Annotated in this window: 26 protein-coding genes; 8 read left to right on the top strand and 18 right to left on the bottom strand. The window is 65.1% G+C overall.

Translation table 11 applies throughout. The features are described 5' to 3' along the window. Positions 1 to 26: 26 nt before the first annotated feature. Both HV765_RS23145 and HV765_RS23140 read right to left on the bottom strand, forming a co-directional pair. Positions 27 to 1,409, bottom strand: coding sequence for an amidase (locus HV765_RS23145; RefSeq protein ID WP_175171094.1), 1,383 nt, complete (start codon positions 1,407 to 1,409; stop codon positions 27 to 29). After that, the gene (locus tag HV765_RS23140; RefSeq protein WP_175171093.1) at positions 1,406 to 2,113 is read right to left on the bottom strand and encodes an RraA family protein; all 708 of its coding nucleotides are present in this window, start codon (positions 2,111 to 2,113) and stop codon (positions 1,406 to 1,408) included. The genes HV765_RS23145 and HV765_RS23140 overlap by 4 nt, the downstream gene beginning before the upstream one ends. A gap of 114 nt (positions 2,114 to 2,227) precedes the next feature. On the opposite strand from HV765_RS23140, the gene HV765_RS23135 reads away from it, so the two are divergent. Beyond that, a complete protein-coding gene (locus HV765_RS23135; RefSeq protein WP_054427153.1) occupies positions 2,228 to 3,142 on the top strand; it encodes a LysR family transcriptional regulator in 915 nt (304 codons plus the stop codon). 90 nt (positions 3,143 to 3,232) lie between these two features. On the opposite strand, the gene HV765_RS23130 is transcribed toward HV765_RS23135, so the two are convergent. From HV765_RS23130 to HV765_RS23115, 4 genes are all read right to left on the bottom strand, one after another. After that, a complete protein-coding gene (locus tag HV765_RS23130; protein ID WP_254600690.1) occupies positions 3,233 to 4,261 on the bottom strand; it encodes a Bug family tripartite tricarboxylate transporter substrate binding protein in 1,029 nt (342 codons plus the stop codon). Between the two features lie 114 nt (positions 4,262 to 4,375). Then, complete coding sequence (locus HV765_RS23125) at positions 4,376 to 4,900, bottom strand: DsbA family protein (RefSeq protein WP_054427151.1); 525 nt, start codon at positions 4,898 to 4,900, stop codon at positions 4,376 to 4,378. A gap of 2 nt (positions 4,901 to 4,902) precedes the next feature. After that, positions 4,903 to 5,397, bottom strand: a complete 495-nt coding sequence (locus HV765_RS23120; RefSeq protein ID WP_175171092.1) for a redoxin domain-containing protein — start codon at positions 5,395 to 5,397, stop codon at positions 4,903 to 4,905. A gap of 42 nt (positions 5,398 to 5,439) precedes the next feature. Beyond that, on the bottom strand, positions 5,440 to 5,958 hold the full coding sequence (locus HV765_RS23115; RefSeq protein WP_054427149.1) for a Dps family protein: 519 nt from the start codon (positions 5,956 to 5,958) through the stop codon (positions 5,440 to 5,442). Positions 5,959 to 6,187: 229 nt separating this feature from the next. Between HV765_RS23115 and HV765_RS23110 the strand changes: the two genes are divergently transcribed. The 7 genes from HV765_RS23110 to HV765_RS23080 all read left to right on the top strand — a co-directional run bounded on the left by HV765_RS23110 (position 6,188) and on the right by HV765_RS23080 (position 13,250). Then, a complete protein-coding gene (locus HV765_RS23110) occupies positions 6,188 to 7,783 on the top strand; it encodes a sensor histidine kinase (protein ID WP_217483388.1) in 1,596 nt (531 codons plus the stop codon). A gap of 102 nt (positions 7,784 to 7,885) precedes the next feature. Continuing rightward, positions 7,886 to 8,527: a response regulator transcription factor gene (locus HV765_RS23105; protein WP_175171091.1), complete on the top strand. Its 642-nt coding sequence runs from the start codon at positions 7,886 to 7,888 to the stop codon at positions 8,525 to 8,527. Between the two features lie 115 nt (positions 8,528 to 8,642). Beyond that, positions 8,643 to 9,026: a response regulator transcription factor gene (locus HV765_RS23100; protein ID WP_054427146.1), complete on the top strand. Its 384-nt coding sequence runs from the start codon at positions 8,643 to 8,645 to the stop codon at positions 9,024 to 9,026. Between the two features lie 246 nt (positions 9,027 to 9,272). Further along, positions 9,273 to 10,109, top strand: coding sequence for an alpha/beta fold hydrolase (locus HV765_RS23095; RefSeq protein ID WP_054427145.1), 837 nt, complete (start codon positions 9,273 to 9,275; stop codon positions 10,107 to 10,109). 371 nt (positions 10,110 to 10,480) lie between these two features. After that, a complete protein-coding gene (locus tag HV765_RS23090; RefSeq protein WP_054427144.1) occupies positions 10,481 to 10,903 on the top strand; it encodes a GreA/GreB family elongation factor in 423 nt (140 codons plus the stop codon). A 331-nt stretch (positions 10,904 to 11,234) separates the two neighbouring features. Continuing rightward, positions 11,235 to 12,104, top strand: a complete 870-nt coding sequence (locus HV765_RS23085) for an RNA ligase family protein (RefSeq protein WP_175171090.1) — start codon at positions 11,235 to 11,237, stop codon at positions 12,102 to 12,104. A gap of 9 nt (positions 12,105 to 12,113) precedes the next feature. Then, the gene (locus tag HV765_RS23080) at positions 12,114 to 13,250 is read left to right on the top strand and encodes an AAA family ATPase (RefSeq protein WP_175171089.1); all 1,137 of its coding nucleotides are present in this window, start codon (positions 12,114 to 12,116) and stop codon (positions 13,248 to 13,250) included. A 62-nt stretch (positions 13,251 to 13,312) separates the two neighbouring features. Here the strand turns inward: HV765_RS23080 and pcaG are convergent, their stop codons facing one another. The 12 genes from pcaG to HV765_RS23020 all read right to left on the bottom strand — a co-directional run bounded on the left by pcaG (position 13,313) and on the right by HV765_RS23020 (position 26,183). Then, positions 13,313 to 13,921 carry a protocatechuate 3,4-dioxygenase subunit alpha gene (gene pcaG / locus HV765_RS23075; RefSeq protein WP_175171088.1) on the bottom strand — a complete coding sequence of 203 codons (609 nt, stop codon included), beginning with the start codon at positions 13,919 to 13,921 and terminating at the stop codon, positions 13,313 to 13,315. Positions 13,922 to 13,932: 11 nt separating this feature from the next. Then, positions 13,933 to 14,667, bottom strand: coding sequence for a protocatechuate 3,4-dioxygenase subunit beta (gene pcaH / locus HV765_RS23070; protein ID WP_175171087.1), 735 nt, complete (start codon positions 14,665 to 14,667; stop codon positions 13,933 to 13,935). Then, the gene (locus HV765_RS23065) at positions 14,664 to 16,076 is read right to left on the bottom strand and encodes an MFS transporter (protein ID WP_175171086.1); all 1,413 of its coding nucleotides are present in this window, start codon (positions 16,074 to 16,076) and stop codon (positions 14,664 to 14,666) included. The genes pcaH and HV765_RS23065 overlap by 4 nt, the downstream gene beginning before the upstream one ends. 110 nt (positions 16,077 to 16,186) lie before the next feature. Next, positions 16,187 to 17,377, bottom strand: coding sequence for a 4-hydroxybenzoate 3-monooxygenase (locus HV765_RS23060; RefSeq protein WP_175171085.1), 1,191 nt, complete (start codon positions 17,375 to 17,377; stop codon positions 16,187 to 16,189). A gap of 152 nt (positions 17,378 to 17,529) precedes the next feature. After that, the gene (locus tag HV765_RS23055) at positions 17,530 to 19,275 is read right to left on the bottom strand and encodes a long-chain-fatty-acid--CoA ligase (RefSeq protein ID WP_175171084.1); all 1,746 of its coding nucleotides are present in this window, start codon (positions 19,273 to 19,275) and stop codon (positions 17,530 to 17,532) included. A 37-nt stretch (positions 19,276 to 19,312) separates the two neighbouring features. Then, a complete protein-coding gene (locus HV765_RS23050) occupies positions 19,313 to 20,467 on the bottom strand; it encodes an acyl-CoA dehydrogenase family protein (protein WP_054427136.1) in 1,155 nt (384 codons plus the stop codon). Between the two features lie 17 nt (positions 20,468 to 20,484). Further along, positions 20,485 to 21,309, bottom strand: a complete 825-nt coding sequence (locus HV765_RS23045) for an SDR family NAD(P)-dependent oxidoreductase (RefSeq protein WP_054427135.1) — start codon at positions 21,307 to 21,309, stop codon at positions 20,485 to 20,487. Between the two features lie 21 nt (positions 21,310 to 21,330). Next, a complete protein-coding gene (locus HV765_RS23040; RefSeq protein ID WP_175171083.1) occupies positions 21,331 to 21,780 on the bottom strand; it encodes a MaoC family dehydratase in 450 nt (149 codons plus the stop codon). Positions 21,781 to 21,790: 10 nt separating this feature from the next. Next, positions 21,791 to 22,234: a MaoC family dehydratase N-terminal domain-containing protein gene (locus HV765_RS23035; RefSeq protein ID WP_054427133.1), complete on the bottom strand. Its 444-nt coding sequence runs from the start codon at positions 22,232 to 22,234 to the stop codon at positions 21,791 to 21,793. Positions 22,235 to 22,299: 65 nt separating this feature from the next. Continuing rightward, a complete protein-coding gene (locus HV765_RS23030; RefSeq protein ID WP_175171082.1) occupies positions 22,300 to 23,484 on the bottom strand; it encodes a lipid-transfer protein in 1,185 nt (394 codons plus the stop codon). Then, positions 23,481 to 25,013: a class I adenylate-forming enzyme family protein gene (locus HV765_RS23025; protein ID WP_175171081.1), complete on the bottom strand. Its 1,533-nt coding sequence runs from the start codon at positions 25,011 to 25,013 to the stop codon at positions 23,481 to 23,483. The genes HV765_RS23030 and HV765_RS23025 overlap by 4 nt, the downstream gene beginning before the upstream one ends. Positions 25,014 to 25,139: 126 nt before the next feature. Beyond that, positions 25,140 to 26,183 carry an AraC family transcriptional regulator gene (locus HV765_RS23020; RefSeq protein ID WP_175171080.1) on the bottom strand — a complete coding sequence of 348 codons (1,044 nt, stop codon included), beginning with the start codon at positions 26,181 to 26,183 and terminating at the stop codon, positions 25,140 to 25,142. Positions 26,184 to 26,192 lie beyond the last annotated feature (9 nt).

The raw sequence follows: 26,192 nt of genomic DNA, 5'->3' as shown, positions 1-26,192 counted from the left end.
TTGTAGGTTTTAGTTCTTGCGCCGCGTCAGCCCGGAACGTGTTCCGCCTGCGGCTCCGCGCGCGCCAGATGCCAATCGGTGTGGTGTTGATAGACCTCGGCCAGGAACAGCGCCAGCCGGTCTTCGCCGCCTGGGCAAAGAATCTGCAAGCCGGTCGGCAAGTCATTGGCGTCGCGGCCATTCGGCACCGACAGCCCGCACATCTGCAGCAGGTTGCCAATGCGCGTGTAGTGCACCGGCGCATTGCCATGATCGACCTGCTCAAGCGGCAACGCGGTGGTCAGCGTGGTGGGCGTCAACAGCCCCGCTACGCCCTGCAACCGTTGCAATAGATCGGCCTGCAAGCGATCACGCTCGCGCAGCGCGGCCAGATAGCGGGTGGCCGGCACCTCCAGCCCCACCAACAACCGTGGCCGCACGGAATCGTCTACAGGCAGGCTCATGTCCGTGATTTCGCGTTCGAATGAGAACGCGCCCTCGGTCATCATGATGTCGCCCGTGACCGCCTTGAAGTGCGCCAGCGTGGCGGGCAGCGTCACGGTGACGATGCGCGCGCCCAGCGACTGGTACACGGCCACCGAATCTTCGTAGGCTTCGCGCACGGCGGGCTGCACGTCTGGCAGAAATTCGTCGGGCAAGCGGGCCAGCGTCATGCCGCGCACGTCAAAGCGCGGCGCGTGGAATCCTTCGGCCCACTCGCCCGGCTGGGCAGGGACCAGTGCGTCGAACACGGTGCGCGCGTCCGCCGCGCTGTGTGCGAAGACGCCTACGCTGTCCAGCGTGTGGCTCAGTGTCGCGACGCCTTCGGTGGATATCCGCCCTGCCGTCGGCTTGAAGCCCGTGATGCCGCAATAGCTGGCCGGCACCCGCACCGAGCCGCCCGTGTCCGTGCCGATGGCCAGCGGCGCAAGCCGGCCCGCCACCGCCACGGCCGAGCCGCTGCTGGAGCCGCCGGGAATGCGATGCACCGCGTCGTCCCAGGGATTGCGCGGCGTGCCCATGTGTTCGTTGGTGCCCCAGGCGCCCATGGCGAACTGCACCATGTGCGTCTTGCCCAGCACGATGGCGCCCGCGCGTTGCAGCTGCCGCACCAGCGTCGCCGTGTGGGCGGCGATGCGCTGCGCGTGGTTGGGCGAACCGATTGTCGTGGGGCGGCCCGCGATATCGATGATGTCTTTCAGCGCAATGGGAATGCCATGCAAGGGGCCCAGGTCCACACCCGCACGCAGTTGCAAGTCGGCGGCGCGGGCGGCGGCCATGGCCTCGTCGGCATAGACGTTCAGGTACGCGTGATACCAGCCATTCAATGCGCTGATGCGCGCCAGGTAGGCGCCCACAATGTCTTCTGCGCTGCTCTCACGGCGGCGGATCAAATTGGCCAGTGCGGCGGCGTCCAGATTGATACTCATGACGGTTCCCCTTGTGTCTGCGCGGCGGCGTAGGCGCGGCCTGCGGCGATGGCGCGGTCGATCACGGCGCGCGAGCCCACGATGTCTGGAAATTTTTCACCCGCACGCAAGCGCGCAAGCGTCGCCTGTTCGTTGGTTTGGAATTCGATGGCGCGTTGGGCCTCGGCGCGCACGTCTTGCGGCGCAAGAATCAGCACGCCGTTTTCATCGGCCAGCACCGCGTCGCCCGGCTGCACGGCCACGCCGCCGCAGCTGATGGCGCAGCAGAAGCCGCCGTCATGGCCCAGCAGACGCGTCGTGACCGGCGACGGCCCCTTCGACCACACCGGCACGCCATGCTGGCGCAGCTCGCCCAAGTCCGTGACGAGGCCATCGACGATGATGGCCGCCACGCCGGCCTGCTTGGCCGCATAGGCCATGGCCCCGCCCAGCGCCGCCGTCACGGCTTCACCGCAACGGTCAATCACCAGCACATCACCGGGACGCACGCAGCCCATCGCGTAATGCAGAATGCCGCCATCGATGCCCGGCATGCGCACCGTCACCGCCGTGCCCGCCACGCGCACATCCTGCTGATGGGCACGGATGTCAGCGCGTAGAAAACCGGCTGACCGGAAGTGGCCGATGGTGGCGGGCTCGGCCTTCAGCAGCAGCGCCAGATCATCGGGCGGCACTTGCGCGGGCAAAGAATTGATCAGATACATCGTCTGGTTTCACTACAATCAAAAGGGCCAAAACCCGGTGAATAAAAAGGTAGCACGGGGCAATTCGGCCCAAATAATCAAAATTTCGGCGCACTTTGAAAAGTAATTCTTATCATGCGGATAACCCTTAGCCAGCTGGAAGCCTTCTACTGGGCGGCCAAGCTGGGCAGCATTCATGCCGCGGCGCGCCACCTTCATGTCACCCAACCCGCGGTGTCATCCCGCATCCGCGAACTTGAAAGCACGTTGGATGTGCAGCTCTTTGATCGTTCGCGCCAACGCATCACGTTGACCGACACCGGGCAGTCCGCGTTGCGTCATGCCGAGACCGCGCTGCACAGCAGCCGGCAGCTGGAACACTTCGGCAAAGACCGCACGCTGGGCGGCAAGCTTCGTCTGGGCGCCGACGAATGCTCGGCCAACGTGGGGCTGACGGCCGTCATCGCGCAGCTGAAAGAGCACTACCCGTCGCTGGCGCTGGAAATGACGGTGGACGTGGGCTCGGTGCTGAACCGCAAGCTCAATGCGGGCGAGCTCGACATGGCGCTGTTGACCAACCCCGCCACCAGCGAGGAAGTCAGCGACGTGTTCATCGGCTGGATGCCGTTTCATTGGGTGGCCTCGCCCTCGTTGCGCATCGCCGCCGACCCATTCAAGCCCGAGCATGCGCGCGGCCATCACATCGCCACGCACTCGCCGCCTTCCACGTTGTATACGGTGGTAGAGAACTGGCTGGGGTCGGGCGGTGTAGACATGGCGGGGCTGAGCACCACGAATTCGCTGGCGCTGATCTCGCGCCTGATCGGGGCCGGACACGCCATCGGCATCCTGCCGGTGCCGTTGCTGCACGACATGCTGTCGATGGGCGTGCTGCAAGCGCTGCCCAGCGACCCGCCCATTCCGCCCGCGCGCTTTTATATTTCGTACCTGACTGCGGCGCATGGCGCGCACATTGATTCCATTGTGGACATCACGCGGGACACGCTGACCCGCTTGAATTTCCTGATGCCGACGCAGGGCGTGGAATGACACAGCGCCTGGAATGACACAAGGCCTGAAATGACACAAGGCCGCATACGCGGCCCTGTGCCGGGTTGATGCCGTCTTCCGTTGACGGGATCAGTCGATCCGCGCCCCCGAGGCGCGCACCACCTCGCCCCATTTCGCGACCTCGCCATTGACGAGTTCGGCGTACTGCTTGTTGTCGGTCAATGTCGGAATCACCAATCCCACGGCGGTAAGCTTTTCGCGAATCTGCGGCGATTGCATCGCGGTGCGTGTCGCTTCAAACAGCTTCTGCGAGACGTCGTCTGGCAGCCCGGCCGGTGCGCTCAAGCCAAACCAGTATTCCGATGAAAAGCCCGTCACCCCGCTTTCCGCCAGCGTGGGCGTATCGGGAAACACCGGGTTGCGTTCGGCGCTGCCAATCGCCAGCGCGCGCAGCTTGCCTGCCCGCACATGCGGCAGCACGGTGTCCTGGTTCACGAACAGCGTATCAACGCGGCCCGCCAGCACATCATTGATGGCCGCCGAACCGCCGTTGTACGGCACGTGCATCATGTCCAGCTGGGCGCGCATCTTCAGCATCTCCATGCCCAGATGGCCTGACGTGCCATTGCCCGACGACGCATATGACAACTTGCCCGGTTCCTTGCGCACGCGTTCCACGAACTCCGCGTAGGTCTTGGCCGGAAACGTGGGCGCCGTCACCAACACGTCTACGCCGTAAGCCAGGATGGCGATCTGCTCCAACTGATCCAGCCGGTAAGGCAGCCGGCTGTAGAGCGCTTGATTGGTCGCCATGCCCACCCCCGACAGCAGCAAGGTGTAGCCATCCGGCTTGGCTTGCGTGACATACGCCGTGCCGATATTGCTGTTGGCGCCGCCCTTGTTTTCGACCACGACGGTGGTTTGCAGAATCTTGCCCAGCTCGGCCGCAAGCAACCGGCCGATGAAGTCCGTGCCGCCGCCAGCGGGGAACGGCACCACCAGGTTGATCGGCTTGCCTGCGGGGTAATCCGCCGCGGCTGCGGCAGGGTTTGCCCACAATGCCCCAGCGCACAGTGCGGCGGCGGCGATCGTCAGGAAGCCTCTGCGCGAGGCAGAAAACGGCGACGCCGCCAGGCGCATATCTTGCACAGCATTCATGATTCTTGATTCCCTTGCTTTATGGATTAGTCTTTGAAAAGCAAGGAAAAAGTAGCATGTGGGCCGACGCGTTCAGTAATCAAAAATACCTGGGGAATTGAAAGATTCCGCTTATCAACTCGCCGCCACGCGCGTCAGCACATCAATCAAACTTGCCGCATCGCGCCTGCCGTCATAGCGCAGTCCGTTAATGAAAAGTGTGGGCGTGCCGTTCACGCCGCTGCGCACGCCGCCCGAGAAGTCCTGCTCGATTTTTTTATCGAAGCTGCCTTCAAAAGCCTGCCGCAAGGTGGCGCCGCCCACGCCCAGGCGGGCGCCGTACGCCACCAAATCCTGCTCCGACAACGCGTTCTGGTTTTCGTACAGCAGATCGTGCGCCTGCCAGAACTGCCCGACCTGCGCGGCGGCTTCGGCGAACTCGGCCGCGCGCATCGCGTCGGGGTGCAATTCCGAAATGGGAAAGTTGCGGAACACGAAGCGCAGGCGGTCGCCCATGGCCTGCTGCACGGCCTTCAGCACGGGATAGGCTTCGCCGCAATACGGGCATTCGTAGTCGCCGTACTCCACCAGCGTGACGGGGGCGTCGGCGGGTCCGGCTGCATGGTCCTGTGCGGAAACCGGCAAGTAAAGGTGGCTCATGATCAGGCTCCTTTGTGTTGGGTAGGCGCGGCAAGTTTGTCCAGCGCATCAAGAATGCCGTCGGCGCCCGGGTTGATGCCCAGCGGCGAGACCTCGCTCCAGCGGATGATGCCGTCCGCGTCCAGCACGAACAGCGCGCGTTCGGTGATGCCGTCGGCTTCGCGGTAGACGCCGTAGCGGCGCGCCACCGCGCCCTTGGGTTCAAAGTCCGCCAACAGCGGAAAGTGCAGCTTGCGTGCCTGGGCGAAGGCCGCGTGGCACCAGACGCCATCCACCGAAATGCCCACCAGCTGCGCACCTGCGCGGTGGAATTCGGGCAGGATTTCGTTGTACAGCGCCATCTGGTCGCCGCAGACCGGGCTCCAGTCGGCGGGGTAAAAGGCCAGAATCGCGGGGCGGCCGCGCAGGTCCTGCAACGACACCTTCTGGTCCGGCGTGGCCGGCAGGATGAAGTCGGGAGCCGCCGTGCCCGCAGGCAGAGGCGTGATGGAAGACATGGGGTTTCTCCTTAGCAATCAGGGCAAGCAATGCCAGCAGGCTTAGCGGGCCGCGCGGGTGGACTCGAACAGGAACCAGCTGCGGCGCTCGGCTTCGTCGATCCAGTTCTCAAGCAGGCTTGTCGAGGCCACGTCGTTGTAGTTGTCGCAGACGACATGGGTGGCGCGCAGGAAGCTCAGCAGTTGCCGGTTGTCGTCGCCCAGCTCGGCCAGCATGTCTTCGGGCGTGACGTAGTCGGCGTCGTTGTCCAGCAGGCGCTGGGTGCGGTGGATGTGGCCAATCGACCGCAGCGTCGTGCCGCCGACCTTGCGGGCACGTTCGGCAATGGCGTCGGTGGTGGCGAAGATTTCATCGCCCTGCTCGTCCAGCATCAGGTGGTAGTCGCGAAAGTGCGGCCCCGACATATGCCAGTGGAAGTTCTTCGTCTTCAGGTACAGCGCAAACATGTCGGCCAGCAGCGCCGTCAGCGCGCCCGAAATGTCGACACGGGCCTGGGCGCCCAAGTCAGTAGGCGTACGCAGGGGGGCGCTCAGACGGGACGGGATAGCAAGATCGTTCATGGAAATCTCCGGGTTCAGGGGACAGACCGTCGGGCTTCGCCGCCCGATGGAAAGCAGAATAGGCGCGCCCTGGCAGCGGCGAAATCGGCAGATCGTTTCCCCACCCCATACCTTTGTTTAATCGCCGGAACAGGATGATTTCGTTCAAAGTTGATTGATAACGTGCAAGCCGCAGCGTGATGCAACCGCTACCGTGACGGTTTGGCCGCTTCCATCCCGGAGACTTCTCTTGCTCTTGACGCCTCGCGCGCGCGCGCCCCGGCTGCCATTCTTGCCGCCCGATCATGACGGGCTGCATGCGTCCGCGCCCCGGGGTTCCCTCCTGGCCTGCCGCCTGGCCGCCGCCAGCTTGGCGCTGGCCATCTTTCTGTTCGACTCGCTCAGCACCTTCGAAGGCGCGGTGGCCGTGTTGTATGTGGTGGTTGTGATGCTGGCGGCGCGCTCGGCGCGTGCGCGCGACATCATCATCGCCGCCGTGGCGGGCATCACGCTGACCCTGGTGGCGTATATCGACTCGCACGGTTTCAACCATGTGGGTTCCCAGACGGTGCGCGCCTTTGTCAGCCTGGCCGCCATCGGCATTACGGCCGTACTGGCGCTACAGAACCAGACCGCCACCAAAAGGCTGGCGGCCCAGGCCCGGCTGCTGAACCTGTCGCACGACATGATCTTCGTGCGAGACCGTACCGGCGCCATCACCTTCTGGAACCGCACGGCCGAAGAGGTCTATGGGTGGCCCTCGCACCTGGCGGTCGGCCAGCGAGCCGACGCGCTGCTGCAAACGTGCTACCCGGAACCTCGCGCCGCCATCGAGGCCCGGCTGCTGGAAGCGGGCAGTTGGGAAGGGACGCTCGCGCAAACGACCCAGGCCGGCAAGACGCTGACCCTGGCCAGCCGATGGGTGGTGCAGCGCGACCACAACGGCCGCTCCGTGGGCGTGATGGAAACGCATACCGACATCACTGAACGCAGGCAGGCGCAAGACGCCTTGCTAGAAGCGCGGGCCGAACTGGCGCACGCGGCGCGCGTGGCCACGCTGGGCGAGCTGACGGCGTCCATCGCCCACGAAGTCAACCAGCCGCTGATGGCGGTGGTCACCAGCGGGGAAGCCGGCATGCGCTGGCTGCGGCGCGAGCCGCCGGACTTGCACGAAGTGGGCATTTCCATTGAACGCATCGTGTCTGAAGGCCGCCGCGCCAGTGAGATCGTCAAGCGCATCCGCGCTTTTTTGAGCAAGTCGCCCGCGCAGTGCAACACGTTGGACGCGGGCGCACTCATCGATGAGGCCGCGCGGCTCGTCGAACACGAGCTGAACCGCGAGCGCGTCTTTCTTCACGTCGCCATTGCGCCCGATCTGCCGGCGCTGTCGGGCGACCGCATCCAGCTTCAGCAAGTGCTCGTCAACCTGATGGTGAACGCCGCGCAGGCCATGGCGGGGCTGCCCGAGCCGCGCATCTTGTCCATCAGCGCCAACCTCGCCAATGCCAATGCTGATGCCAATGCTGATGCCGATGCCGATGCCGATGCCGATGCTGATGCTGATGCCGACGCCGATGCTGATGCCGACGCCGATGCCGATGCCGATGCCGATGCCGACCCAAGCGCCGTGGAAATCATCGTGGCCGATACCGGGCCGGGTATCGACATGAACGCCATCGACCGCTTGTTCGACCCGTTCTACACCACCAAACCGCAAGGCATGGGCATGGGGCTGGCCATCTGCCGCACCACGGTCCAGGCGCACGGCGGCCAGTTGACGGCCAGCAACCAGCCCGGCGCTGGCGCGCGATTCGTGCTGACGCTGCCCCCTGCCTCTAAAGGCTGAACGCTAGTGCCTATTCACAGCCCGCAGCCCGCAGCCCCTAGCCCCTAGCCCGCAACCCTGAACCCAGAACCCTGAACCCTGAACCCTGAACCCACCGCCCCCATGATCGCGACCAACAAGACTGCTCCCCCGCCGCCCGCCCAGGTGCTTATCGTGGACGACGACGCCGGCGTGCGCGACGCGCTGGACAGCCTGCTGCGCTCGGTCGGATTGCGCACGCTGGTGTTTGCCTCGCCCGCCGAACTGCTGCAAGCGACGCTGCCCGATGCGCCCGGCTGCATCATCCTGGACGTGCGCCTGCCCGGCGCCAGCGGGCTGGATTTTCAGGACCATCTGTCGGCGCTCGGCATTGCCCTGCCCATCATCTTCATCACCGGCCACGGCGACATTCCCATGACCGTGCGCGCCATGAAGGCGGGCGCCGTCGATTTTCTATCCAAGCCGTTTCGCGAACAGGACATGCTGGACGCGGTTGCCGCGGCGATCGACCGCGACCGCGCACGCCGCGACCAGGCGGCCGCGCTGGGGGATGTGCGCGCCCGCTATGACACGTTGACGCCGCGTGAACGCGAGGTGCTGGCGCATGTGGTGTCGGGGCTGATGAACAAGCAGGTGGCCGGCCTGATCGGGCTGAGTGAAATCACGGTGAAGATCCATCGCGGCAATGTCATGCGCAAAATGGGGGTGCGGTCGCTGGCCGATCTGGTGCGCAGCGCCGAAGCGCTGGGCGTTTCGCGCCCTTGATCGCGCCCGCCCCAAACCTGCGTATGATTTTCCAGACGGCGGCGAAGGTTCATAAAGGAGGCATGCCGCGCATTGGACGCTCTTTCATGCATCACGCGGCAGGAAGGATTTGTCTATGAATCACGCCTCAACGATCGCGATCGTCGACGACGACGACGGGGTCAGGGTCTCGTTGTCCAGCCTGGTGCGCTCGCTGGGCTACGCCGTACGCACGTATGGTTCCGCGCACGAATTTCTGCATGACCCGGACGCCGGCAAGCCCGTCTGCCTGATCGCCGATATCCAGATGCCCCTTATGACGGGAGACCAGCTACAGGCCGCCTTGCTGGCGGCCGGCAGACGGCTCCCGATGATTTTCATGACGGCGTTTCCCACGGAAGCCATGCGCCGACGCGTCATGGACGCCGGGGCCTGCGCCTATCTTGAAAAGCCGGTTGACGCCGACGCCATCGCCCGCTGCCTGGCGGCGGCAATGGCGCGCCGCGCCGCGTTGGACTAAGCAACGTGGCGTGCGCGACACAACCGGAGCAAGCGCAGCACGCGGCGTTCATACCGCCGCCTATACGTTCGTATGAGGGCGCAAACCCAGCGTAGGATTTTCCTGCGCGGGTCTTGGCTCTAGTCTTAGTCTTAGTCTTGGTCTCAGTCCTAGTCTTAGTCCTAGTCTTAGTCTTAGCCCTAATCTTGCTTCTCCTCTTCCCCTGCGGTTCACCCCCCCTCGCTTCATCACCAGGAGTCACCGACCATGAGCACCATCACCACTACCGACGGCGTGCAGATCTTCTTCAAGGACTGGGGCCCGAAGTCGGCCCAGCCCATCATGTTCCATCATGGCTGGCCGTTGTCGAGCGACGACTGGGACGCCCAGATGCTGTACTTCGTCAGCAAGGGCTTTCGCGTCATTGCGCACGACCGCCGCGGCCACGGCCGTTCCAGCCAGGTCAGCGATGGCCATGACATGGACCACTACGCAGCCGACGCCGCCGCCGTGGCCGAACACCTGGACTTGCGCAACGCCGTGCACATCGGCCATTCCACGGGCGGCGGCGAAGTGGCGCGCTATGTGGCGAAATTCGGCCAGCCGCAAGGCCGCGTCGCCAAAGCCGTGCTGGTCAGCGCCGTGCCGCCCTTGATGGTCAAGACGGACAGCAACCCGGGCGGCACGCCAATCGAAGTCTTCGACGGCTTCCGCGCCGCGCTGGCCGCCAACCGCGCGCAGTTCTTCCTGGATGTGGCCGCCGGCCCCTTCTACGGCTTTAACCGCGCCGACGCAAAGGTGTCGCAAGGCGTCATCAACAACTGGTGGCGCCAGGGCATGATCGGCGGCGCCAAGGCGCATTACGAGGGCATCAAGGCCTTCTCGGAAACCGATCAGACCGAAGACCTGAAGGCCATCACCGTGCCCACGCTGGTCATGCATGGTGACGACGATCAGATCGTGCCGATCGATGACGCCTCGCGCCTGTCGGTCAAATTGCTGAAAAACGGCACGCTGAAGGTGTACGCGGGCTTTCCGCACGGCATGCTGACAACCCACGCGGAAGTCCTCAATCCGGACCTGTTGGCCTTCATCAAGGGCTGATTTTTCTCAACATCTTGTAAAAGGGGGCGGGTTAACCCTGCCTTCTTTCGGACTTTTCCGATACTTCGGCCCGCCGATGGCCTATATACTCCCCTCTTGCCGACAGCAGATTGGGCGCCAACCCGCGCAAAACCTGCACGCTTCGATGCAAGAATCAGCCCCGTGGGGCTCTCCCCGGGGACACGGAACGCTTCACGATCCGTCTGCCGCCACGGCGGCGAACTCTCCCACGCCAGATTCAAACGCTACGCATCGTCGCGGCACTGCTTGAACATTTTCTTCCCAAAGCGCTGTCATCTCCTCCATCGCCTTGCCCCGTGCATGCCAGCCGGCATACGCAGGCCGAGGCATTTCGTCTAAGAAGAACCGACATGAACGCCGTGCCGCAAGACAAACTGATTACCGCCCTGGACCACGCCCGCCTGCTGGGCATGATCACCCGGCCGGCCACCGCCGCCGCATTGCCGCGCGACGCGATCGACGCCGCCCAGGACATCCTGGATTCCGCGCCCATCATCGCCATCGAAGAAGTCACGCCCGACATCGTGACGATGCGCTCGCGCCTTCGCCTGCTGAATGACAACGGCACGGAACTCCTCGTCACGCTGTGCTACCCCGCGGACGCAAACCTGGCGCAAGGCCAGGTCTCGGTGCTGTCGCCGCTGGGCTTGAGCCTGCTCGGGTCGCGCCAGGGCCAGCGCATTACGTGGACGGCGCCCAACCAGACCGAACACGCCGGCACCATCGAAGAAATCGTCTACCAGCCCGAAGCGGCTGGCGACACCACGGCCTAGCATGTCGTGGCCAGCGCGCCACGCCTTGCGTTGACAAGACGCGGCGCGCTGTTTTAGGATTCGGCCCTCTTTGCTTGACCTGCTCGTTTTCTCTTCTTCACCCCCTTTTCTCTTGAGTGCAACCGTGTCTGCCATTCGTCAATTCGCCTAAACGCCGACGACTACCTCCCTGGTAATCGCGGTCTGCTTGCTCGCCCTTGCGGCCAGACGCCTTCGTCTTCGCCCCAACACCAGAGTTCAAGCGCGGTTCCAGAAAGCACACACACACTCCCGCTTTCCCCCCCGTTCAGACTGCGTCGTCGGCTTCCCCTATTTGCTTTGGAGAAGACCCATGACGCTGGATTTCTGCGCCTACGCGCAATCGCTGGACCTGTTCCGTTACCCCCGCACGCCGCACCTTGAAGGCTCGCGCCTGCAAGACGGCGACGAAGGCCATGACCACGCGCCCTACCGCAAGCTGGCCGGCCTGCATCTGGTCGTTGAAGAAAAGCTGGATGGCGCCAACACGGGCATCAGCTTCAGCCCGTCGGGCGAACTGCTGCTGCAATCGCGCGGCCATTATCTGGTGGGCGGCGGCCGCGAACGGCAGTTCAGCTTCGTCAAGGCCTGGGCCGCCGCGCATGCGGATTGGCTGCTGCAACGCCTGGAAGACCGCTACGTGATGTACGGCGAAACGCTGTCGAAGAAACATTCTGTTTTCTACGACGCGCTGCCGCATCACTTCTTCGAATTCGATGTGCTGGACCGCCACACGGGCGAATTCCTGTCCACCGATGCGCGGCGTGTGCTGCTAGCGGAGGGTCCGGTGCTATCGGTACCCGTGCTGTACGAAGGCGTGGCGCCCGCCAAACTGAGCACGCTGAAAGCCCTGCTGAAGCCGTCGCTTGCCAAGACGCGCGACTGGCGCGCCGCCTTTGAAGCCACGGTGCTGCGCGAAGGGCACGACCTGACGCGTGCGTGGAAGCAGTGCGACAAGTCGGACTTGTCGGAAGGCCTGTACATCAAGGTCGAAGCCGATGGCAGAACGCTGGCCCGCTACAAATGGGTGCGCGCCGACTTCGTGCAGGCCATTCTGGATTCCGACAAGCATCACTCGGAACAGCCCTACGTGCCGAACCTGCTGGCCGCGGGCGTGGACCTCTATGCGCCGCGCCTGACGGTGGACTGGGACACGTTGCGCGCCGGCAGCGCCCAAGAATAAGGAACGATCATGCAATTCGATACCCTGCGGGCGCTGGCGCCCGAGCCCGGCCAATCACCGGATTACGCCGCGTGCCTGGCGGCATTCCCCGCCCTGGAACTGGCCAAGACCACCCCGCAAGACCCGCGCTATCACGGCGAAGGCGATGTCTGGACGCACACCATGATGGTGGTCGACGCCCTGCTGGCGCTGCCGCAGTACCAGACCGCGTCGCGCGCTGACCAGGAAGTGGTGTTTCTGGCCGCCCTGCTGCAAGACGTGGCCAAGCACAGCACCACCGTCATCGACCCCGTCACGGGCGCCATCGGCCAGCCGGGCCATTCGCGCAAGGGCGCTATCGACGCGCGCATCGCGCTGTGGGATGCCGGCGCGCCTTTCGCCGTGCGCGAGGCCGTGTGCCGGCTGATCAGCGTGCATCAGGTGCCGTTCTTTGCGCTGGAAGGCTCGCGCCGGGGCAAGCCGCCCGAGTTCATCGCGCGTGAATTGTCATGGCACGTCAGCCTGCCCTTGCTGGCGATGCTGGCAGAAGCCGACATGCGTGGGCGCATCTGCGCCGATGCGCAGCGGGTGCTGGACAACATCGCGCTGTTCTGCGAACTGGCGCGCGATGACGGCTGCTTTGAACAGCCCCGGGCTTTCGCCGACGCGCACACCGCGGTCAGCTACTTTCGCGGTGCGGACGTGCACCCCGACTACCCGCTGTTCCAGGAGCCGGGCTCGCGCGTCATCGTGATGTCGGGCCTGCCGGCATCGGGCAAGAATACGTGGGTGAACGCGCATTACCCCGACCTGCCGGTGATTTCCTTCGACGATGCCCGCGAAGAGCTCGGCCTGCGCCACGGCAAGAACGAAGGCAAGGTGGCGCATCTGGCCATCGAGCGCGCGCGTGAACTGCTGCGCCGCAAAGCGCCATTCGTGTGGAACGCCACGAACCTGAGCGAGCTGATGCGCAAGAAGACGCTGGACCTGCTCTACGCCTACCACGCCGAGGTGGAGCTGGTGTACTTGGAAAAACCGCGTGCCGAACTGCTGCGCCGCAACAGCCGGCGCGACACATCGTTGTCGAACAAGACGTTGACCGGCATGCTGCACCGCTGGGATCTGCCGCTGCCGACCGAGGCGCATCGGGTTGTGTACGCGGTATAGCCGGAGGGGCATTGTGCCGCCTCGGCTTGCGGTGTGCAGCACGCGGCACGCCGCAAACCCGGCTAGCAGTCAAAGAACACCGTTTCTTCCGAGCCTTGCATGTGCACATCGAATGCGTAAACGATGTCGGCACCGCGCTGCACACGCCGGGCCAGCAAGGTGTGGCGGCGTGACGCAGGGACGCTGTTCAGCACGGCATCATGCGAGTTCGCCGCCGTCTCGTCGTCGAAGTACACGCGCGTAAACACATGCAGCAACAAGCCGCGCATGGTCACGATCATGTTGATATGCGGTGCGTCGGCCTCGGCCTGCCCTGCGGGCTTGACCGTGTGGAACGCGTAGCGATGCTGCGGGTCGGTGCCGGTGCCGCAGCGGCCAACGCCTCGAAAGCCCATGCGTTCCGCCTGGTCCGCGTCTTGCGGATAGCGCCCGTCGCCATCCACGTGCGAGATTTCAACCAGCGCGTCAAACACCGGCACGCCATCGCCATCCAGCACACGCCCTTCCAGCAGGATACGTTCGCCATGCGCCGCATCGGTGGCGACAACCGCATCAAACGGCTGGTTGAACGGGTATCCGTACTGCGCGGCGGTAAGCCCGTAGGCAAAGTACGGCCCCACCGTTTGCGAGGGGGTCTGTCCGAAGTTGTCTTGCAAACCTTGCATCAGCATGGCGGGCCTTTTTAGCGGTGTTCGAAGGGCGTTTCATCCGCCCCGCGCAGCACGATGTCGAACTGATAGCCCAGCGCGTAACCCTCTTGCGTCAGGTCCAGGCTGAAGTCCGCGATCAAGCGGCGGCGTACCCGTTCAGGCGTGCCGGTGATCATCGGGTCCAATGGCAGCAGCGGGTCGCCGGGGAAGTACATCTGCGTCACCAGCCGGCTGGCGAAGTGCTGGCCAAACAGTGACAGGTGTATGTGTTGCGGCCGCCACGCGTTGGGATGATTGCCCCAGGGATACGCGCCCGGCTTGATGGTCAGAAAGCGGTAGCGGCCCTGGCTGTCGGTCATGCAGCGGCCCGCGCCCAGAAAGTTCGGGTCAAGTGGCGCGTCGTGCTGGTCACCCTTGTGTACGTAGCGCCCGGCGGCGTTCGCTTGCCAGATTTCCACCAGCGTGTGCGGCACGGGCCGGCCGCGGTCATCCAGCACGCGGCCGGCCAGCACAATGCGTTCGCCAATTGGCTCACCAACCGGGTCGCCCGGACGTCGCGCGTTGCGCGTCAGGTCGTGATCCAGTTCGCCCACGCACGCGTGCCCGTAGACCGGCTGGCGCAGTTCGCCCAGCGCGGCCTTCAATGGAATCAGCGGTTGCAGGGGCCCACGCTTGGCGGTTGAGCGGTAGCCGTCGTACTGGTACGCCGGGTGGCTGTCCCAATCACGCGGAGACAACCCCGCGCCAGAACAAGGATTGCGGTTCATCGTGACACTCCGGAATGCGCAACAGGGCGCGTCAGGTCAGGGGAAACTTGCGCGGGGATGTGGCGGCGCAAGAGCAACAGGGCGATCAACGCAAACACCATCACCGTGCCCAACATCATCAGATAGCCGTGCGCACCGCCCAGCGTGATCACCGTAGCGCCCACGAAGGCGCTGAGGATGGCGCCAAGCCGGCCGAACGCGAGCGCCGACGCCGTGCCCGTTGCCCGTACGCCCGTGGGGTAAACGAAGGCGCACAGCGCGTACATGGTGGATTGCACGGCGTTGACGAAGAGCCCATGCACGCCGAAGCCAAACACCAGCAGCGATGTGTCTTGCTGCACGTTCAGCTTCAGCATCAGGAACGCGCTGCCAAAGGCGCCGGCGCAGCAGATGGCCAGCGGCCAGCGCGAGCCCCAACGCGTCATGGCGACGGCGCACACCAGCGCACCGATCACGCCGCCCAGGTTGTAGGCGGTCAGGCCCGAACCCGCCACCGCCAGCGGCAAGCCCTCGGCCGACAGCATCGTCGGCAACCAGCTGAATGCGCTGTACACCGCCGTCAAGCACATGAAGAACGCCACCCAGATGGCAAGGGTGTCGCCGCGATAGCCCCGTGCAAACAGCGCGCGTACCCCGCCCTGCTTGGCCGATGCGCGTTGCTCGATGGCCTGCTCCACCGCATCGGTATAGATGGCGCCTTGCGCCATGGGCCGCCCCATGCGCGCCAGCAGCACATTCAGTTCTGGCCAGCGCTCGGGCCGGCGCGCCAGGAAGCGTGGCGATTCCGGCAAGGTCCGCATCAACACCACGCCTAGCACCAAAGGCAACGCGCCGCCGACAAAGAACAGCGTGCGCCAGCCATACAGCGGCAACACGTGGGCCGAAAAGAACCCGGCAAGCATGCCGCCCAGCGGCACGCAAACGATAGTGGCCGTAACCGCCAGCGTGCGCCGGCGTGCGGGCGTGAATTCGGCGGTCATCGTGGTGGAGCTGGGCAGCGCGCCACCGATGCCCAGGCCGGCGATCAGGCGCAGCACGGCGACGGTGAGCGGGTCGGGCGCCAGACCGATTGCGCAGGTGGCGGCGCCGAACACGAAGACGCTGACGATCACCGCCATCCGCCGCCCGAAGCGGTCGGCGAACAGCCCGGCGCAGGCGCTGCCGATTGCCATGCCGATCAGCCCGGCAGCCACGGCGGGGGCGAAGGCTTCGCGCGTGATGCCCCATTCCTTGATCATCAGCGGAATGGCAAAGCCGATCAATTGGGCGTCAAACCCATCCATCACGATTGCCAGCGCGGCCAGCATCACGACGATCTTCTGCGTGCCGGTGAACGGGCCGTTATCCAGCAACGCGCCGATGTCGGCGGTGGCGCGCGCGGGCGCCGCGCCCGGGTGGGTTCCTGCCATGTGTTGTCTCCTTTGTCTTGCGCTCTGTGTTGCACCCGGTGTTGCACCCGGTGTTGCTCTGATGGCATCGCTCTGTCTGGGGCAGGGAATTTAAGCGGGTATCACTGCATTCAATCCCAAGGCGCCTCCATCGGCAAACCCACGTAGTTTTCCGCGAGCGCCGTAGAGGCGGCACGTGAACGGGTCAGGTAGTCAAGGTTGGCGTCTTGCACTTTGCGCTCAAACGCATCCGCGCCGGGCGCGCGATGCAGTATCGACGTCATCCACCATGAGAATCGTTGCGCCCGCCAAATACGGCGCAGCGCCGAGGCGCTGTACTGGTCCAGCAGTTCTTCGCTGCGGTGCTGGTAATAGCGCGTGAGCGCACGCGACAGCAGCCGTACATCGGACATGGCCAGGTTCAACCCCTTGGCGCCCGTGGGCGGCACCACATGCGCGGCGTCGCCCGCCAGGAACAGCCGGCCATGGCGCATCGGTTCGGTCACCATGCTGCGCATGCCTACCACCGTCTTGCTGAAGATTTCGCCTTCTTTCGGTTCCCACCCATCCCGCGTGGCCAAGCGCGCACGCAAGCCAGACCAGATGCGGTCGTCGGACCAGTCGTCAAGCGTATCGCCGGGGTCGCATTGCAGGTACATGCGTTGCACCTGCGGCGAACGCGTGCTGACGAGCGCAAAGCCGTCGTCGCCCAGCGCGTAGATCAGTTCATCGGAAGACGGCGGGGCCTTGCACAGAATGCCCAGCCAGCCGAAGGGGTAGTGGCGTTCGGCGGTTTGCCGCGCGTGCGCAGGGATCGCGGCGCGGCTCACGCCGTGCGTGCCGTCGCACCCGGCGATGAAGTCTGCTTCCAGAATATGCGTGCTGCCGTCCGGCCCGGTAAAGCGCACGCTGGGGTGCGTGGACTCCAGCGCATGTAAAGACACGCCGCTGACGTCGAAGCGGATGTCGCCGCCTGCGGCCAAGCGCGCGTCAACTAGGTCCTTGATGACCTCGTGTTGCGCGTAGACCATCACGGCCCGGCCCTGGGTGAGTTCAACGAAATCAATGCGCCGGTCAACGCCGTTAAAGCGCAACACCGTGCCTTCGTGGCGAAAACCTTCGCGCCGCAGCCTGCCGCCCAGACCGGTTTCGGTCATCAAGTCGACGGTGCCTTGCTCCAGCACGCCGGCGCGAATGGTTGCGCAGATGTCTTCCCGGCTGCGCGTTTCCAGCACCACCGATTCGATACCCTGCAAATGCAATAGATGCGACAGCATCAAGCCAGCCGGCCCTGCACCGATGATTGCCACCTGCGTCCGCATACCGATTCCCCTTGTCGTCACGCGCCGCGACAGCCGTCAGAACAGGCAGGCATGTGCAGTTGGCGAAGACCCTTGAGTGTCACCTCCTCTGTCGTTCTTGAGAATGGGTTTAACGCAACGAATTCATTACGCTTTGGTAGGACTTTCGGCTTTCAGCCACTGGCGGCGCTCAACGCCGTCGCCCGCCCCGCTTCCTGCAATTGCCGCCACAGGATCTTGCCTGTGCTGGACTTGGGCAGCGCGTCCACAAACTCCACGATGCGCGGGGCTTTGTATGCCGCCATGCGGGCACGCGCCCAGGCGATGACCTCGTCTTCACTGGCGCTGTCACGCGCCTCGGGGCGCAACACCAGCAAGGCCTTTACCGTTTCGCCACGGCACGCGTCCGGCACGCCGATGACGCAAGCCTCGTGGACGGCGGGGTGGTCGTACAGCGCGTTCTCGACTTCCGCCGGCCAGACCTTGTAGCCCGACGCGTTGATCATGCGCTTGAGCCGGTCGGTGACGAAGAAATAGCCGTCTTCATCGACCCGCCCCAAATCCCCCGTGCGGAAATAGCGTTGGCCATCCAGCATGAAGAAGGCCTCGGCATCCGCCGCCGGGTTGTTCCAATAGCCTTGCATGATCTGCGCGCCGCGCGTGGCGAGTTCGCCGACTTCACCGGGCGGCAGTTCCTGCAACGTGGACGGGTCGACCACCCGCGTGTCGACGCCAAAGGTCGGCACCCCGATGCATTGGCGCTTGTTGCGGTTCATGGGGTTGCAGTGCAGGAAGGACGCGGTCTCGGTCAGGCCGTAGGCTTCGTTGAAGATGATGCCGTAGCGCTCGGCCAGCATCGCCGCCACCGCTTCGGGCATGGGCGCGCCGCCGCCGCACAGCAAGGCCAGGCGCGACAGGTCATACGATTCGATGCCGGGTTGTGCGAAGAAGTCCACGATCATCGCGGGCGGCGCGGCCCAGACGCTGACGCGATGCCGCGCCATCAGTTGCGCGGCCACGTGCCGGTCCCAGCGCGGCAGCAGCACGACGGTGGCGCCCAGCAAGATCGGCAGATTCATGCAGTTCTGCATGCCCAGCAAATGGAACAGGGGCGCCACGCCCATGATGACCGCTTCGGATGTCAGCCCGCGCCACAGCTGCGACCCCGTCACCGCCGCGCCCAGCGTACCGTGCGTGTGGCGGCACCCCTTGGGCCGGCCGGTCGTGCCGGATGTGTAGGGCAGCAGGCACAGATCGCCCGCCTTCGCCTTGTGCGGCAGCGGCGGCGAATTGACCGCCATTGCGCCGTACCACGGCACGCCGCCGGCAACGTCCGGCGCACGCCGCGGTGCGGCGATGAGTTCGGGCGGCGCCACGCTGCTGTCGTCTGCCTTGTTGTCCGTCCCCCGGTCTTTGTCTTCGCCTTTGTCCGAGTATGCGTACTTGCTTACCCCCAGATAATCCGAATACGTATGCACGATCACGCGGTCCAGCCGGCCGTCTTCGACAAAGCCCGCCAGGCGCCCCGCAAGCTCCTGCGCGGCGAACGCCACGCGGGCGCCGCTGTCATCCAGATAATGCGCAAGCTCCTCCGGCGTGCTCATGGCGTTCACCGGCACCACCACCGCGTCCGCGCGCAGCACCGCGTAGTAGGCAATGATGAACTGCGGACAGTTCTGGCTGAACAGCAACACGCGGTCGCCCGCCTTCACGCCCGCGCCGTGTTGCAGATAACCGGCCATGGCGTCGACCTCGCGCTTGAGCCGCGCGTAGTCCAGCACCGTGTCATAGAACACGATGGCGGGCTTGGCGGGATAGCGCGTGGCCGCGGCCTCCAGGTTGAAATACAGACTGGATTGGGGCGGGCTGATCTCAGCCGGCAGCCCCTTGGGCCAGTACTGATAGTGCGCTTGCTGCATCCGTTGTCTCCGGTTCCCGCTCGTCGGGTGAGCCGCGTCAGGCGGTCATGCCTCGGGCGATGATTTCTTTCATGATCTCGTTTGAGCCGCCGTAGATCTTGCCCACGCGCGCATCCGCATACATGCGGGCGATGGGGTATTCCAGCATGTACCCGTAGCCACCGTGCAGTTGCAGGCATTCATCGATCACCTGGCAGTTCATCTGGGTCGTCCACCACTTGGCCATCGCAGCGGTGGACAGGTCCAGCGTGCCCGCCAGCTGCCGCGCAATGCAGTCGTCGACAAAGCGTGCGGCGATGGTAGCGACAGTCTCGCATTCAGCGAGTTTGAAGCGCGTGTTCTGCATGTCGATCAGCGGCTGGCCAAAGACTTGCCGCGTGGATGTGTAGGCCACGGTATCGTCGATGGCGCGGCGCATGGTGGCCACCGCGCCTACCGCAATCAGCAGGCGTTCACGCGGCAGTTGCTGCATCAGCTGGGAAAAGCCCCGGCCCTCGGCTTCACCCAGCAGGTTGGCGGCGGGCACGCGCACGCCGTCAAAGAACAGCTCGGCGGTGTCCAGGCTTTTCTGGCCCAGCTTTTCCAGCAGCCGCCCGCGTCGGAAGCCGGGCAAGTCCTGCGTTTCAACCATGACGAGCGACACGCCGCGCGACCCGGCCTGCGGGTCAGTCTTGGCGACGACGCAAATCAGGTCGGCATGCAGGCCATTGGTGATGAAGGTCTTGGAGCCGTTGACCACATACGTATCGCCGTTGCGCACTGCCGTCGTGCGCACGCTTTTCAAGTCGGACCCGGCCCCCGGCTCGCTCATGGCAATGGCGCCCACGAGTTCGCCCGTGGCCATCTTCGGCAGCCAGCGCTGCTTTTGCGCCTCGGTGCCGTAGTTCAGAATGTAGTGCGCCAGAATGGCGCTGTGCACGTTGTTGCTGAAGCCGTAGACCATGGCGCGCGCCTGCTCAGCCGCCACAATGGCTTCGTGCGCAAAGCTGCCCCCGCCGCCGCCATACGCTTCGGGCATGCTGACGCACAACAGGCCCATCCGCCCGGCCTTATGCCAGACCTCGCGGTCAGCGTGCTGCTGCTTGCGCCACTTTTCTTCGTCAGGCACAAATTCGTTTTCAAAGAGGCGGCGCGTGGAATCCTGAAACAGCGTCAGGTCGGCATCCATCCAGCCTTGCCGTGGCGTGTCCATCGTGGTCTCCTGGCCGTTCACGGACGGCCGCCGCCCACGACCAGCACCTGGCCGCTGACGTAGTTGGATTCAGGCAGGCAGAACAGATACACCGCCCCCGCCGCTTCGGCCGGCGTGCCGGCGCGCCCGATCGGGATCAGGCTTTCGGCGTTCTTCAGCACCTGCGGGTTCACGCCCACCTTGATCTGCCGGCCCTGGATATCCAGCGTGGCGTCGCCATCGGCGGCCGCTTCGGTCAGGCGCGTCTTGATCAGGCCGAACGCCACGCTGTTCACGTTGACCTTGTAGCGCCCCCATTCCTTGGCCAGCGCGCGCGTCAGGCCATTGATGCCCGCCTTGGCCGCCGCGTAATTGGCCTGGCCCGCGTTGCCCATTACGCCCGACGTCGAAGAAATGTTCACGACCTTGCGGAACACTTCGCGGCCATCGGCGGCTTCGGCCTTGGCGGCTTCGCGGATGAAGCCCGAGGCCGCGCGCAAGATGCGAAACGGGGCCGACAGATGCACCGCCAGGATCTCGTCCCATTGCTCATCCGTCATCTTCTGGATGACGTTGTCCCAGGTGTAGCCGGCGTTGTTCACGATGATGTCCAGGCCGCCAAACGTATCGATGGCCGTACCGACAAAGCGTTCCGCAAAGCCTGTTTCCGTGACGCTGCCAGCGCACGCCTGCGCCTGCCCGCCCGCCTGCCGGATCATCGCAACGGTATCTTCGGCAGGCCCGGCGTCCAGGTCATTGACCACCACCTTCGCCCCTTCGCGCGCCAGCTTCAACGCGATTTCCTGACCAATGCCGCGTCCCGATCCTGACACCAGCGCAACCTTGCCTTCAAGCGTTCCCATTGTCTTGCTCCTGTTTGGTTTTCAACGCGCGGCCAACACCGCCACGCCGCTTAATCTGAGTTCACCTGCCTGGCTGCGCGCTTGCAGTTCCACGCGCAAGCGCGTTTCGCCTTGCGCGTCGAAACGTTCGACAACCTGGCCGGTGCAGCGCACTTCATCGCCCACATGCGTGATCGCCACGAAGCGCACCGCGAATTCGCGCAAGGCCGATTGCGGCGCCCAGTTCGTCAGCAAGCGCGCCAGGTAGGCGGTGGACAACATGCCGTGCGCGAACACATCGTCCATACCGGCTGCGCGTGCGAAGTCGATGTCGACGTGGATGGGATTGTGGTCGCCCGAGGCGCCGCAGTACAACGCCAGCGCATGCCGGCTGATGGGGCCGGCGGTGAAACCGGGCAGCGCATCGCCCGCGCGGGCAGCGTCCAGGCGGTGGGGGTCGACGCTTCGTGCATCCAAACCTCGTGATTCCATGTCTGCCCCCTTAGCCATTGCGCACCACCGTCACGGCGCGCATCTCGGCCACCAGATTTCCTGCGGCGTCGCTTACGCGCGTTTCGCGCACCACGAATTCCAGCGCGCCGCCCTTCTTGGCATAGATGTCGGTGATGCGCGGCTCGAAGCGCAGCACGTCGCCCGCGCAGGCCATGGCGTGGTACGTGAAGCCCTGCTCGCCGTGCAGCACGCGACCGATGTCGATGCCCAGCAGTTCCCGCATGGCAGCTGGGCGCGGGCTGTCCATTTCCAGGCAGAAGAAGAACGTGGGCGGCACGGGCAGGCCACGATGGCCGGCCGCGCGCGCCGCGTCGTCATCGGTGTAGACGGGGTCGTCCTGGCCCGTCGCCTTGGCGAAGAAGCGCAAGCGGCCGGCTTCCACCGTCGTGGTGAAGGCGGGAAGCTTGGCGCCGATATGGCGGGTGTCCAACATGGGAATTTTTCCTTGTTGTTGACTGAGGTGGCTGGAATCAGGCGGCTGGCATCAGGCGGCTGGGTTCAGGCCGCTTGATACAGCGTGACCACGCACGCGCCGCCCAGCCCCAGGTTGTGCTGCAACGCCAGCCTTGCGCCCTCCACCTGACGCAAGTCGGCCTGCCCGCGCAACTGCCACACCAGCTCCGTGCATTGCGCCAAGCCCGTTGCACCCAGTGGGTGGCCCTTGGACAACAGGCCGCCTGAAGGATTGGTCACCACGCGGCCGCCGTAGGTGTTGTCGCCATCGACAATGAATTTTTCGGCGGTGCCTTCGGGCGTCAGGCGCAGGCCTTCGTAGGTGATCAATTCATTTGCCGTGAAGCAGTCATGCAGTTCCACCACGTCTACATCGGCCGGGTCCACGCCCGCGGCCTCGTAGACCTGATCCGCCGCGGCGCGCGTCATGTCGGCGCCGACGAGTTTGCGCATGTCCTGTTCGCCAAAGGTGGATGGGGTGTCGGTCGTCATGGCTTGCGCGGCGATGCTGACGGCCGGGTTCAAGCCGTGGCGGCGTGCGAAATCTTCCGAACACAGAATGGCGGCCGCCGCGCCGCAGGTGGGCGGGCAGCATTGCAGCCGCGTCAACGGATCAAAGATCATGGGCGCGGCCAGCACTTCGTCCAAGGTGACGGTCTGGCGGAACACGGCGTACGGATTACGCGCGGCGTGCTGGCGCGCCTTGACCGAAATGCGCGCGAACGTGTCGGCGCGGATGCCGTGTTCTTTCATATAGTCGCGCCCGGCGCCGCCAAAGAATTGCGCGGCGCGCGGCTTGTCGGTGTCGTACCCTTGCAGGCCCGACATCGACGACACGAATTCGGTAAGCGGCGACGGCCGGTCTTCGTACACGCCCTTCAGCGCGCCCGGCACCATCTGCTCAAAGCCCACCGCCAGCGCGCATTCCACCGCGCCGCTTTCCACGGCCTGACGCGCCAGGAACAAGGCCGACGACCCGCTGGCGCAGTTGTTGTTCACGTTGAAGACGGGAATGCCCGTCAGGCCCACGCCATACACCACCGCCTGACCGGATGTGGAGTCGCCGTACACGTAGCCGGCGTAAGCCTGTTGCACGGCGTCGTAAGGCACGCCGGCATCCGTCAAGGCTTCGCGCACGGCGCGCATGCCCATCACGGAATAGGGATCGCTTGCACCGGGTTTGCTGAACGGGATCATGCCGACACCGGCCACCCATACTTTTCGATTCATGCCTGCTTCTCCTGTGGGGTCGTGGCGGCCGTTGCCGCACGCGGGGGTTCATAGCCTTGCCGTAGCGCGGACTTCAATACTTTTCCGGCGGCAGACATCGGCAGTTCGTTGCGGAAGTCATAGCTCTTGGGGCATTTGTAGGTGGCCAGCAACGGGCGGCAATGCGCGCGCAGCGCGTCCGCATCCAGCGCATGGCCCGTACGCGGCACGATCACGGCGTGCACGGCTTCGCCCCAGCGTTCGTGCGGCACGCCGATCACGGCGCAGCGCGCGACCGACTCGTGCTGCGCGAGCGCGGCCTCGACTTCAGCGGCATAGACGTTTTCGCCCCCGCTGACGATCATGTCTTTCAGGCGGTCCACCACATGCAGGTAGCCGTCTTCGTCTATGCGCGCGGCGTCTCCGGTCAACAGCCACCCCTGTGAGAACGCGCTGGCGGTGGCGTCGGGCAGGTTCCAGTAGCCCGAGATCACCATGGGGCCGCGCACGGCAAGTTCGCCCACGTGGTTGACGGCAGCCTCTTCGCCATCGGGCGTGAGGATGCGCACTTCCACGCCCACGGCGGGCCGGCCCACGGAGTGCATGCGCGCACCGCCGTGGCGCACGTGGCGGTGGATGGCGACCAGCGCCGAGGTTTCCGTCATGCCATACGCGTGTACGAATTCCGCTTGCGGAAATGCGGCCAGCGCGCGGTCGAGCAAGGCCGGTGCAATGGGTGATGCGCCCCAGATCACGCGCTGAACGCCGTCCAGGCGATAGCTTGAGAAGTCAGGGTCATCCAGCAGCATCTGGATCATGCTGGGCACGAGCAGCACTTCGGACACGCCGTCATCTTGCAAGGATCGCAGCACCGCCTTGGGGTTAAAACCGCGCTGCATCACCACCGAGCCGCCCGCCAGCAACTGGCCCATCAAGCGCCCCAGCCCCGCCACATGAAACAGCGGCGCCACCAGCAGCACGCAGCTGTCTGCGTCGGTGGGCACCGTGGCCAGCCGGGCGACGGCGGCGCTCCAGAGATTGGCGTGCGTGAGCATCGCGCCTTTTGGAAAGCCGGTGGTGCCGCCCGTGTACAAGATGGCGGCCAGCGTGTCGCCGCCCGCGCGCAGATCATCAAGGGGCGCGGCGGATTCAGCTTGCGTTTCCACCGTGGCGAACGACACGGTCTGCGTGGAAGACGGCGGGGTGACTTCATCCAGGCGCGGGGCCAGCGCGTCGTCCACCAACAGCAGGCGCGGTGCGCCGTCTGCCAGCCCTTGCGTCAGCTCTGCGCTGCTCCAGCGCGTGTTCAAGGGTTGAATCGCCGCGCCCAGCCACCAGCACGCCAGCATCGACGACACATAGGCGGCGCTGTTCACGCCCAACAACGCGACGCGGTCACCCGGCTGCACCCCGCTGGCGCGCAACACGGCGGCCTTGCGTGCGGCCCAGGCCAGCAGTTCGGGATACGTCCATCGCTGCGCGTCTTCGCGCAGCGCGGTCTTGCCGGGATACAGCCTGCTGGCGCGGTGCAGGCCTTGCGTCAGATACATCACCGTTGTCTCCTGCGGCGCGGGTCTCTGTGGCCCGCTGTGCTGTCTGGCCGGCAGTCTTCTGCCCAGCCGTTGACGAGCCCCTAGCTTCCCGCCGGGCGCGCATGGCGGCAATGGCCGCAGGCGTCAAATGGATTGGCGGAAAGTGTCAGCGGGTGCGCGGGGGCCACACACCAATTGATGGCGCCGGTATTCGCCGGGCGACACGCCGGTCCATTTCTTGAATGCACGATGGAACGTGCTGGATTCCGAGAAGCCCAGGCGCTCGGCGATGTCCATCAACGACAACTCATGCCGCCCCAGATACTCCACCGCCGCATCGCGCCGCAAGTCATCCTTCAGCACCTGGAAGCCTTGGCCCTCTTCGCGCAGATGCCGCCTGAGCGTTTGCGGCGTCATCGACAAATGCGCGCTGATTTGCGCGAGCGACGGCAGGTCGGCTGACAAGTCATTGCGCAGCAGCCGCCGAATGCGATCGGTAAGCGTGGCGCGGTCTTGGTACTTCACCAGCAGGTCGAACGGCGCATTGGCCAGAAAGGCCTTCAGTGATTGCGCGTCCTGCACGACGGGCAGCGCAAGCCAGCGCGACTCCAGCCACAGGCCCGTGACCGGCTGGCCATAGCGCACAGGCGCATGGAACACCTTATGCGCATCGGCGCTGCGCGTGCCGCCGTTGTAGTCCACACCCAGAATCGGAATGCGGCGCGCGGCCAGCCAGTTGGCCACGCCGAGCGTGAAAAAGAGAAAGGTGCGCTCGCCGTACCACTGCGTGCAGTGGCGCGCGCCACGGGCGTCCAGCACGATGTGGGCGGCGTCGCCCGTGACACACAGGCGGGCGGTGAAGTCGCGCAGCACGCCGTGGTAATAACGGAACGCCACGCGCAGCGCATCACCGATGGTGGCTTCCTGCAAGGCCAGCCGGCATGCGTGCGCGAACACGCCCAGCGGCACCGGGTGTTGTCCCATGCCCAGAAAATCGTCACGGGTGGCGCGCCGCAGCATCCGCAATATCTGCGCGAACTGCGCTTGCGACACGCGCGCCATCGGCGCCTGCAACAGCGCAGGCGGCACGTCGGCGCGCAGCAGGACGCGATCAACATCCACGCCCCGGCTGCGCGCGCCTTGCAGGATCTGGGCGATATGCCCGACGGCAATGGTGTGATGCGTCATGGCGGATTC

The organism is Achromobacter kerstersii (assembly GCF_902859595.1).
Lineage (GTDB): Bacteria > Pseudomonadota > Gammaproteobacteria > Burkholderiales > Burkholderiaceae_B > Achromobacter > Achromobacter kerstersii.
Note: the sequence above shows the minus strand (reverse complement) of the source record. Positions and strands in the feature narration are given on the sequence as shown.

What these genes read in the sequence shown, in the direction of transcription:
- HV765_RS23025 (WP_175171081.1), bottom strand. Translation starts at nt 25,013, where the DNA reads ATGTATCTGACGCAAGGCCTGCACCGCGCCAGCAGGCTGTATCCCGGC.
- HV765_RS23060 (WP_175171085.1), bottom strand. Translation starts at nt 17,377, where the DNA reads ATGCGGACGCAGGTGGCAATCATCGGTGCAGGGCCGGCTGGCTTGATG.
- HV765_RS23040 (WP_175171083.1), bottom strand. Translation starts at nt 21,780, where the DNA reads ATGGAATCACGAGGTTTGGATGCACGAAGCGTCGACCCCCACCGCCTG.
- HV765_RS23065 (WP_175171086.1), bottom strand. Translation starts at nt 16,076, where the DNA reads ATGGCAGGAACCCACCCGGGCGCGGCGCCCGCGCGCGCCACCGCCGAC.
- HV765_RS23105 (WP_175171091.1), top strand. Translation starts at nt 7,886, where the DNA reads ATGATCGCGACCAACAAGACTGCTCCCCCGCCGCCCGCCCAGGTGCTT.
- HV765_RS23145 (WP_175171094.1), bottom strand. Translation starts at nt 1,409, where the DNA reads ATGAGTATCAATCTGGACGCCGCCGCACTGGCCAATTTGATCCGCCGC.
- HV765_RS23115 (WP_054427149.1), bottom strand. Translation starts at nt 5,958, where the DNA reads ATGAACGATCTTGCTATCCCGTCCCGTCTGAGCGCCCCCCTGCGTACG.
- HV765_RS23140 (WP_175171093.1), bottom strand. Translation starts at nt 2,113, where the DNA reads ATGTATCTGATCAATTCTTTGCCCGCGCAAGTGCCGCCCGATGATCTG.
- HV765_RS23120 (WP_175171092.1), bottom strand. Translation starts at nt 5,397, where the DNA reads ATGTCTTCCATCACGCCTCTGCCTGCGGGCACGGCGGCTCCCGACTTC.
- HV765_RS23090 (WP_054427144.1), top strand. Translation starts at nt 10,481, where the DNA reads ATGAACGCCGTGCCGCAAGACAAACTGATTACCGCCCTGGACCACGCC.
- HV765_RS23100 (WP_054427146.1), top strand. Translation starts at nt 8,643, where the DNA reads ATGAATCACGCCTCAACGATCGCGATCGTCGACGACGACGACGGGGTC.
- HV765_RS23020 (WP_175171080.1), bottom strand. Translation starts at nt 26,183, where the DNA reads ATGACGCATCACACCATTGCCGTCGGGCATATCGCCCAGATCCTGCAA.
- HV765_RS23080 (WP_175171089.1), top strand. Translation starts at nt 12,114, where the DNA reads ATGCAATTCGATACCCTGCGGGCGCTGGCGCCCGAGCCCGGCCAATCA.
- HV765_RS23050 (WP_054427136.1), bottom strand. Translation starts at nt 20,467, where the DNA reads ATGGACACGCCACGGCAAGGCTGGATGGATGCCGACCTGACGCTGTTT.
- HV765_RS23035 (WP_054427133.1), bottom strand. Translation starts at nt 22,234, where the DNA reads ATGTTGGACACCCGCCATATCGGCGCCAAGCTTCCCGCCTTCACCACG.
- HV765_RS23055 (WP_175171084.1), bottom strand. Translation starts at nt 19,275, where the DNA reads ATGCAGCAAGCGCACTATCAGTACTGGCCCAAGGGGCTGCCGGCTGAG.
- HV765_RS23135 (WP_054427153.1), top strand. Translation starts at nt 2,228, where the DNA reads ATGCGGATAACCCTTAGCCAGCTGGAAGCCTTCTACTGGGCGGCCAAG.
- HV765_RS23030 (WP_175171082.1), bottom strand. Translation starts at nt 23,484, where the DNA reads ATGAATCGAAAAGTATGGGTGGCCGGTGTCGGCATGATCCCGTTCAGC.
- HV765_RS23130 (WP_254600690.1), bottom strand. Translation starts at nt 4,261, where the DNA reads ATGAATGCTGTGCAAGATATGCGCCTGGCGGCGTCGCCGTTTTCTGCC.
- HV765_RS23095 (WP_054427145.1), top strand. Translation starts at nt 9,273, where the DNA reads ATGAGCACCATCACCACTACCGACGGCGTGCAGATCTTCTTCAAGGAC.
- HV765_RS23085 (WP_175171090.1), top strand. Translation starts at nt 11,235, where the DNA reads ATGACGCTGGATTTCTGCGCCTACGCGCAATCGCTGGACCTGTTCCGT.
- pcaG (WP_175171088.1), bottom strand. Translation starts at nt 13,921, where the DNA reads ATGCTGATGCAAGGTTTGCAAGACAACTTCGGACAGACCCCCTCGCAA.
- HV765_RS23045 (WP_054427135.1), bottom strand. Translation starts at nt 21,309, where the DNA reads ATGGGAACGCTTGAAGGCAAGGTTGCGCTGGTGTCAGGATCGGGACGC.
- pcaH (WP_175171087.1), bottom strand. Translation starts at nt 14,667, where the DNA reads ATGAACCGCAATCCTTGTTCTGGCGCGGGGTTGTCTCCGCGTGATTGG.
- HV765_RS23125 (WP_054427151.1), bottom strand. Translation starts at nt 4,900, where the DNA reads ATGAGCCACCTTTACTTGCCGGTTTCCGCACAGGACCATGCAGCCGGA.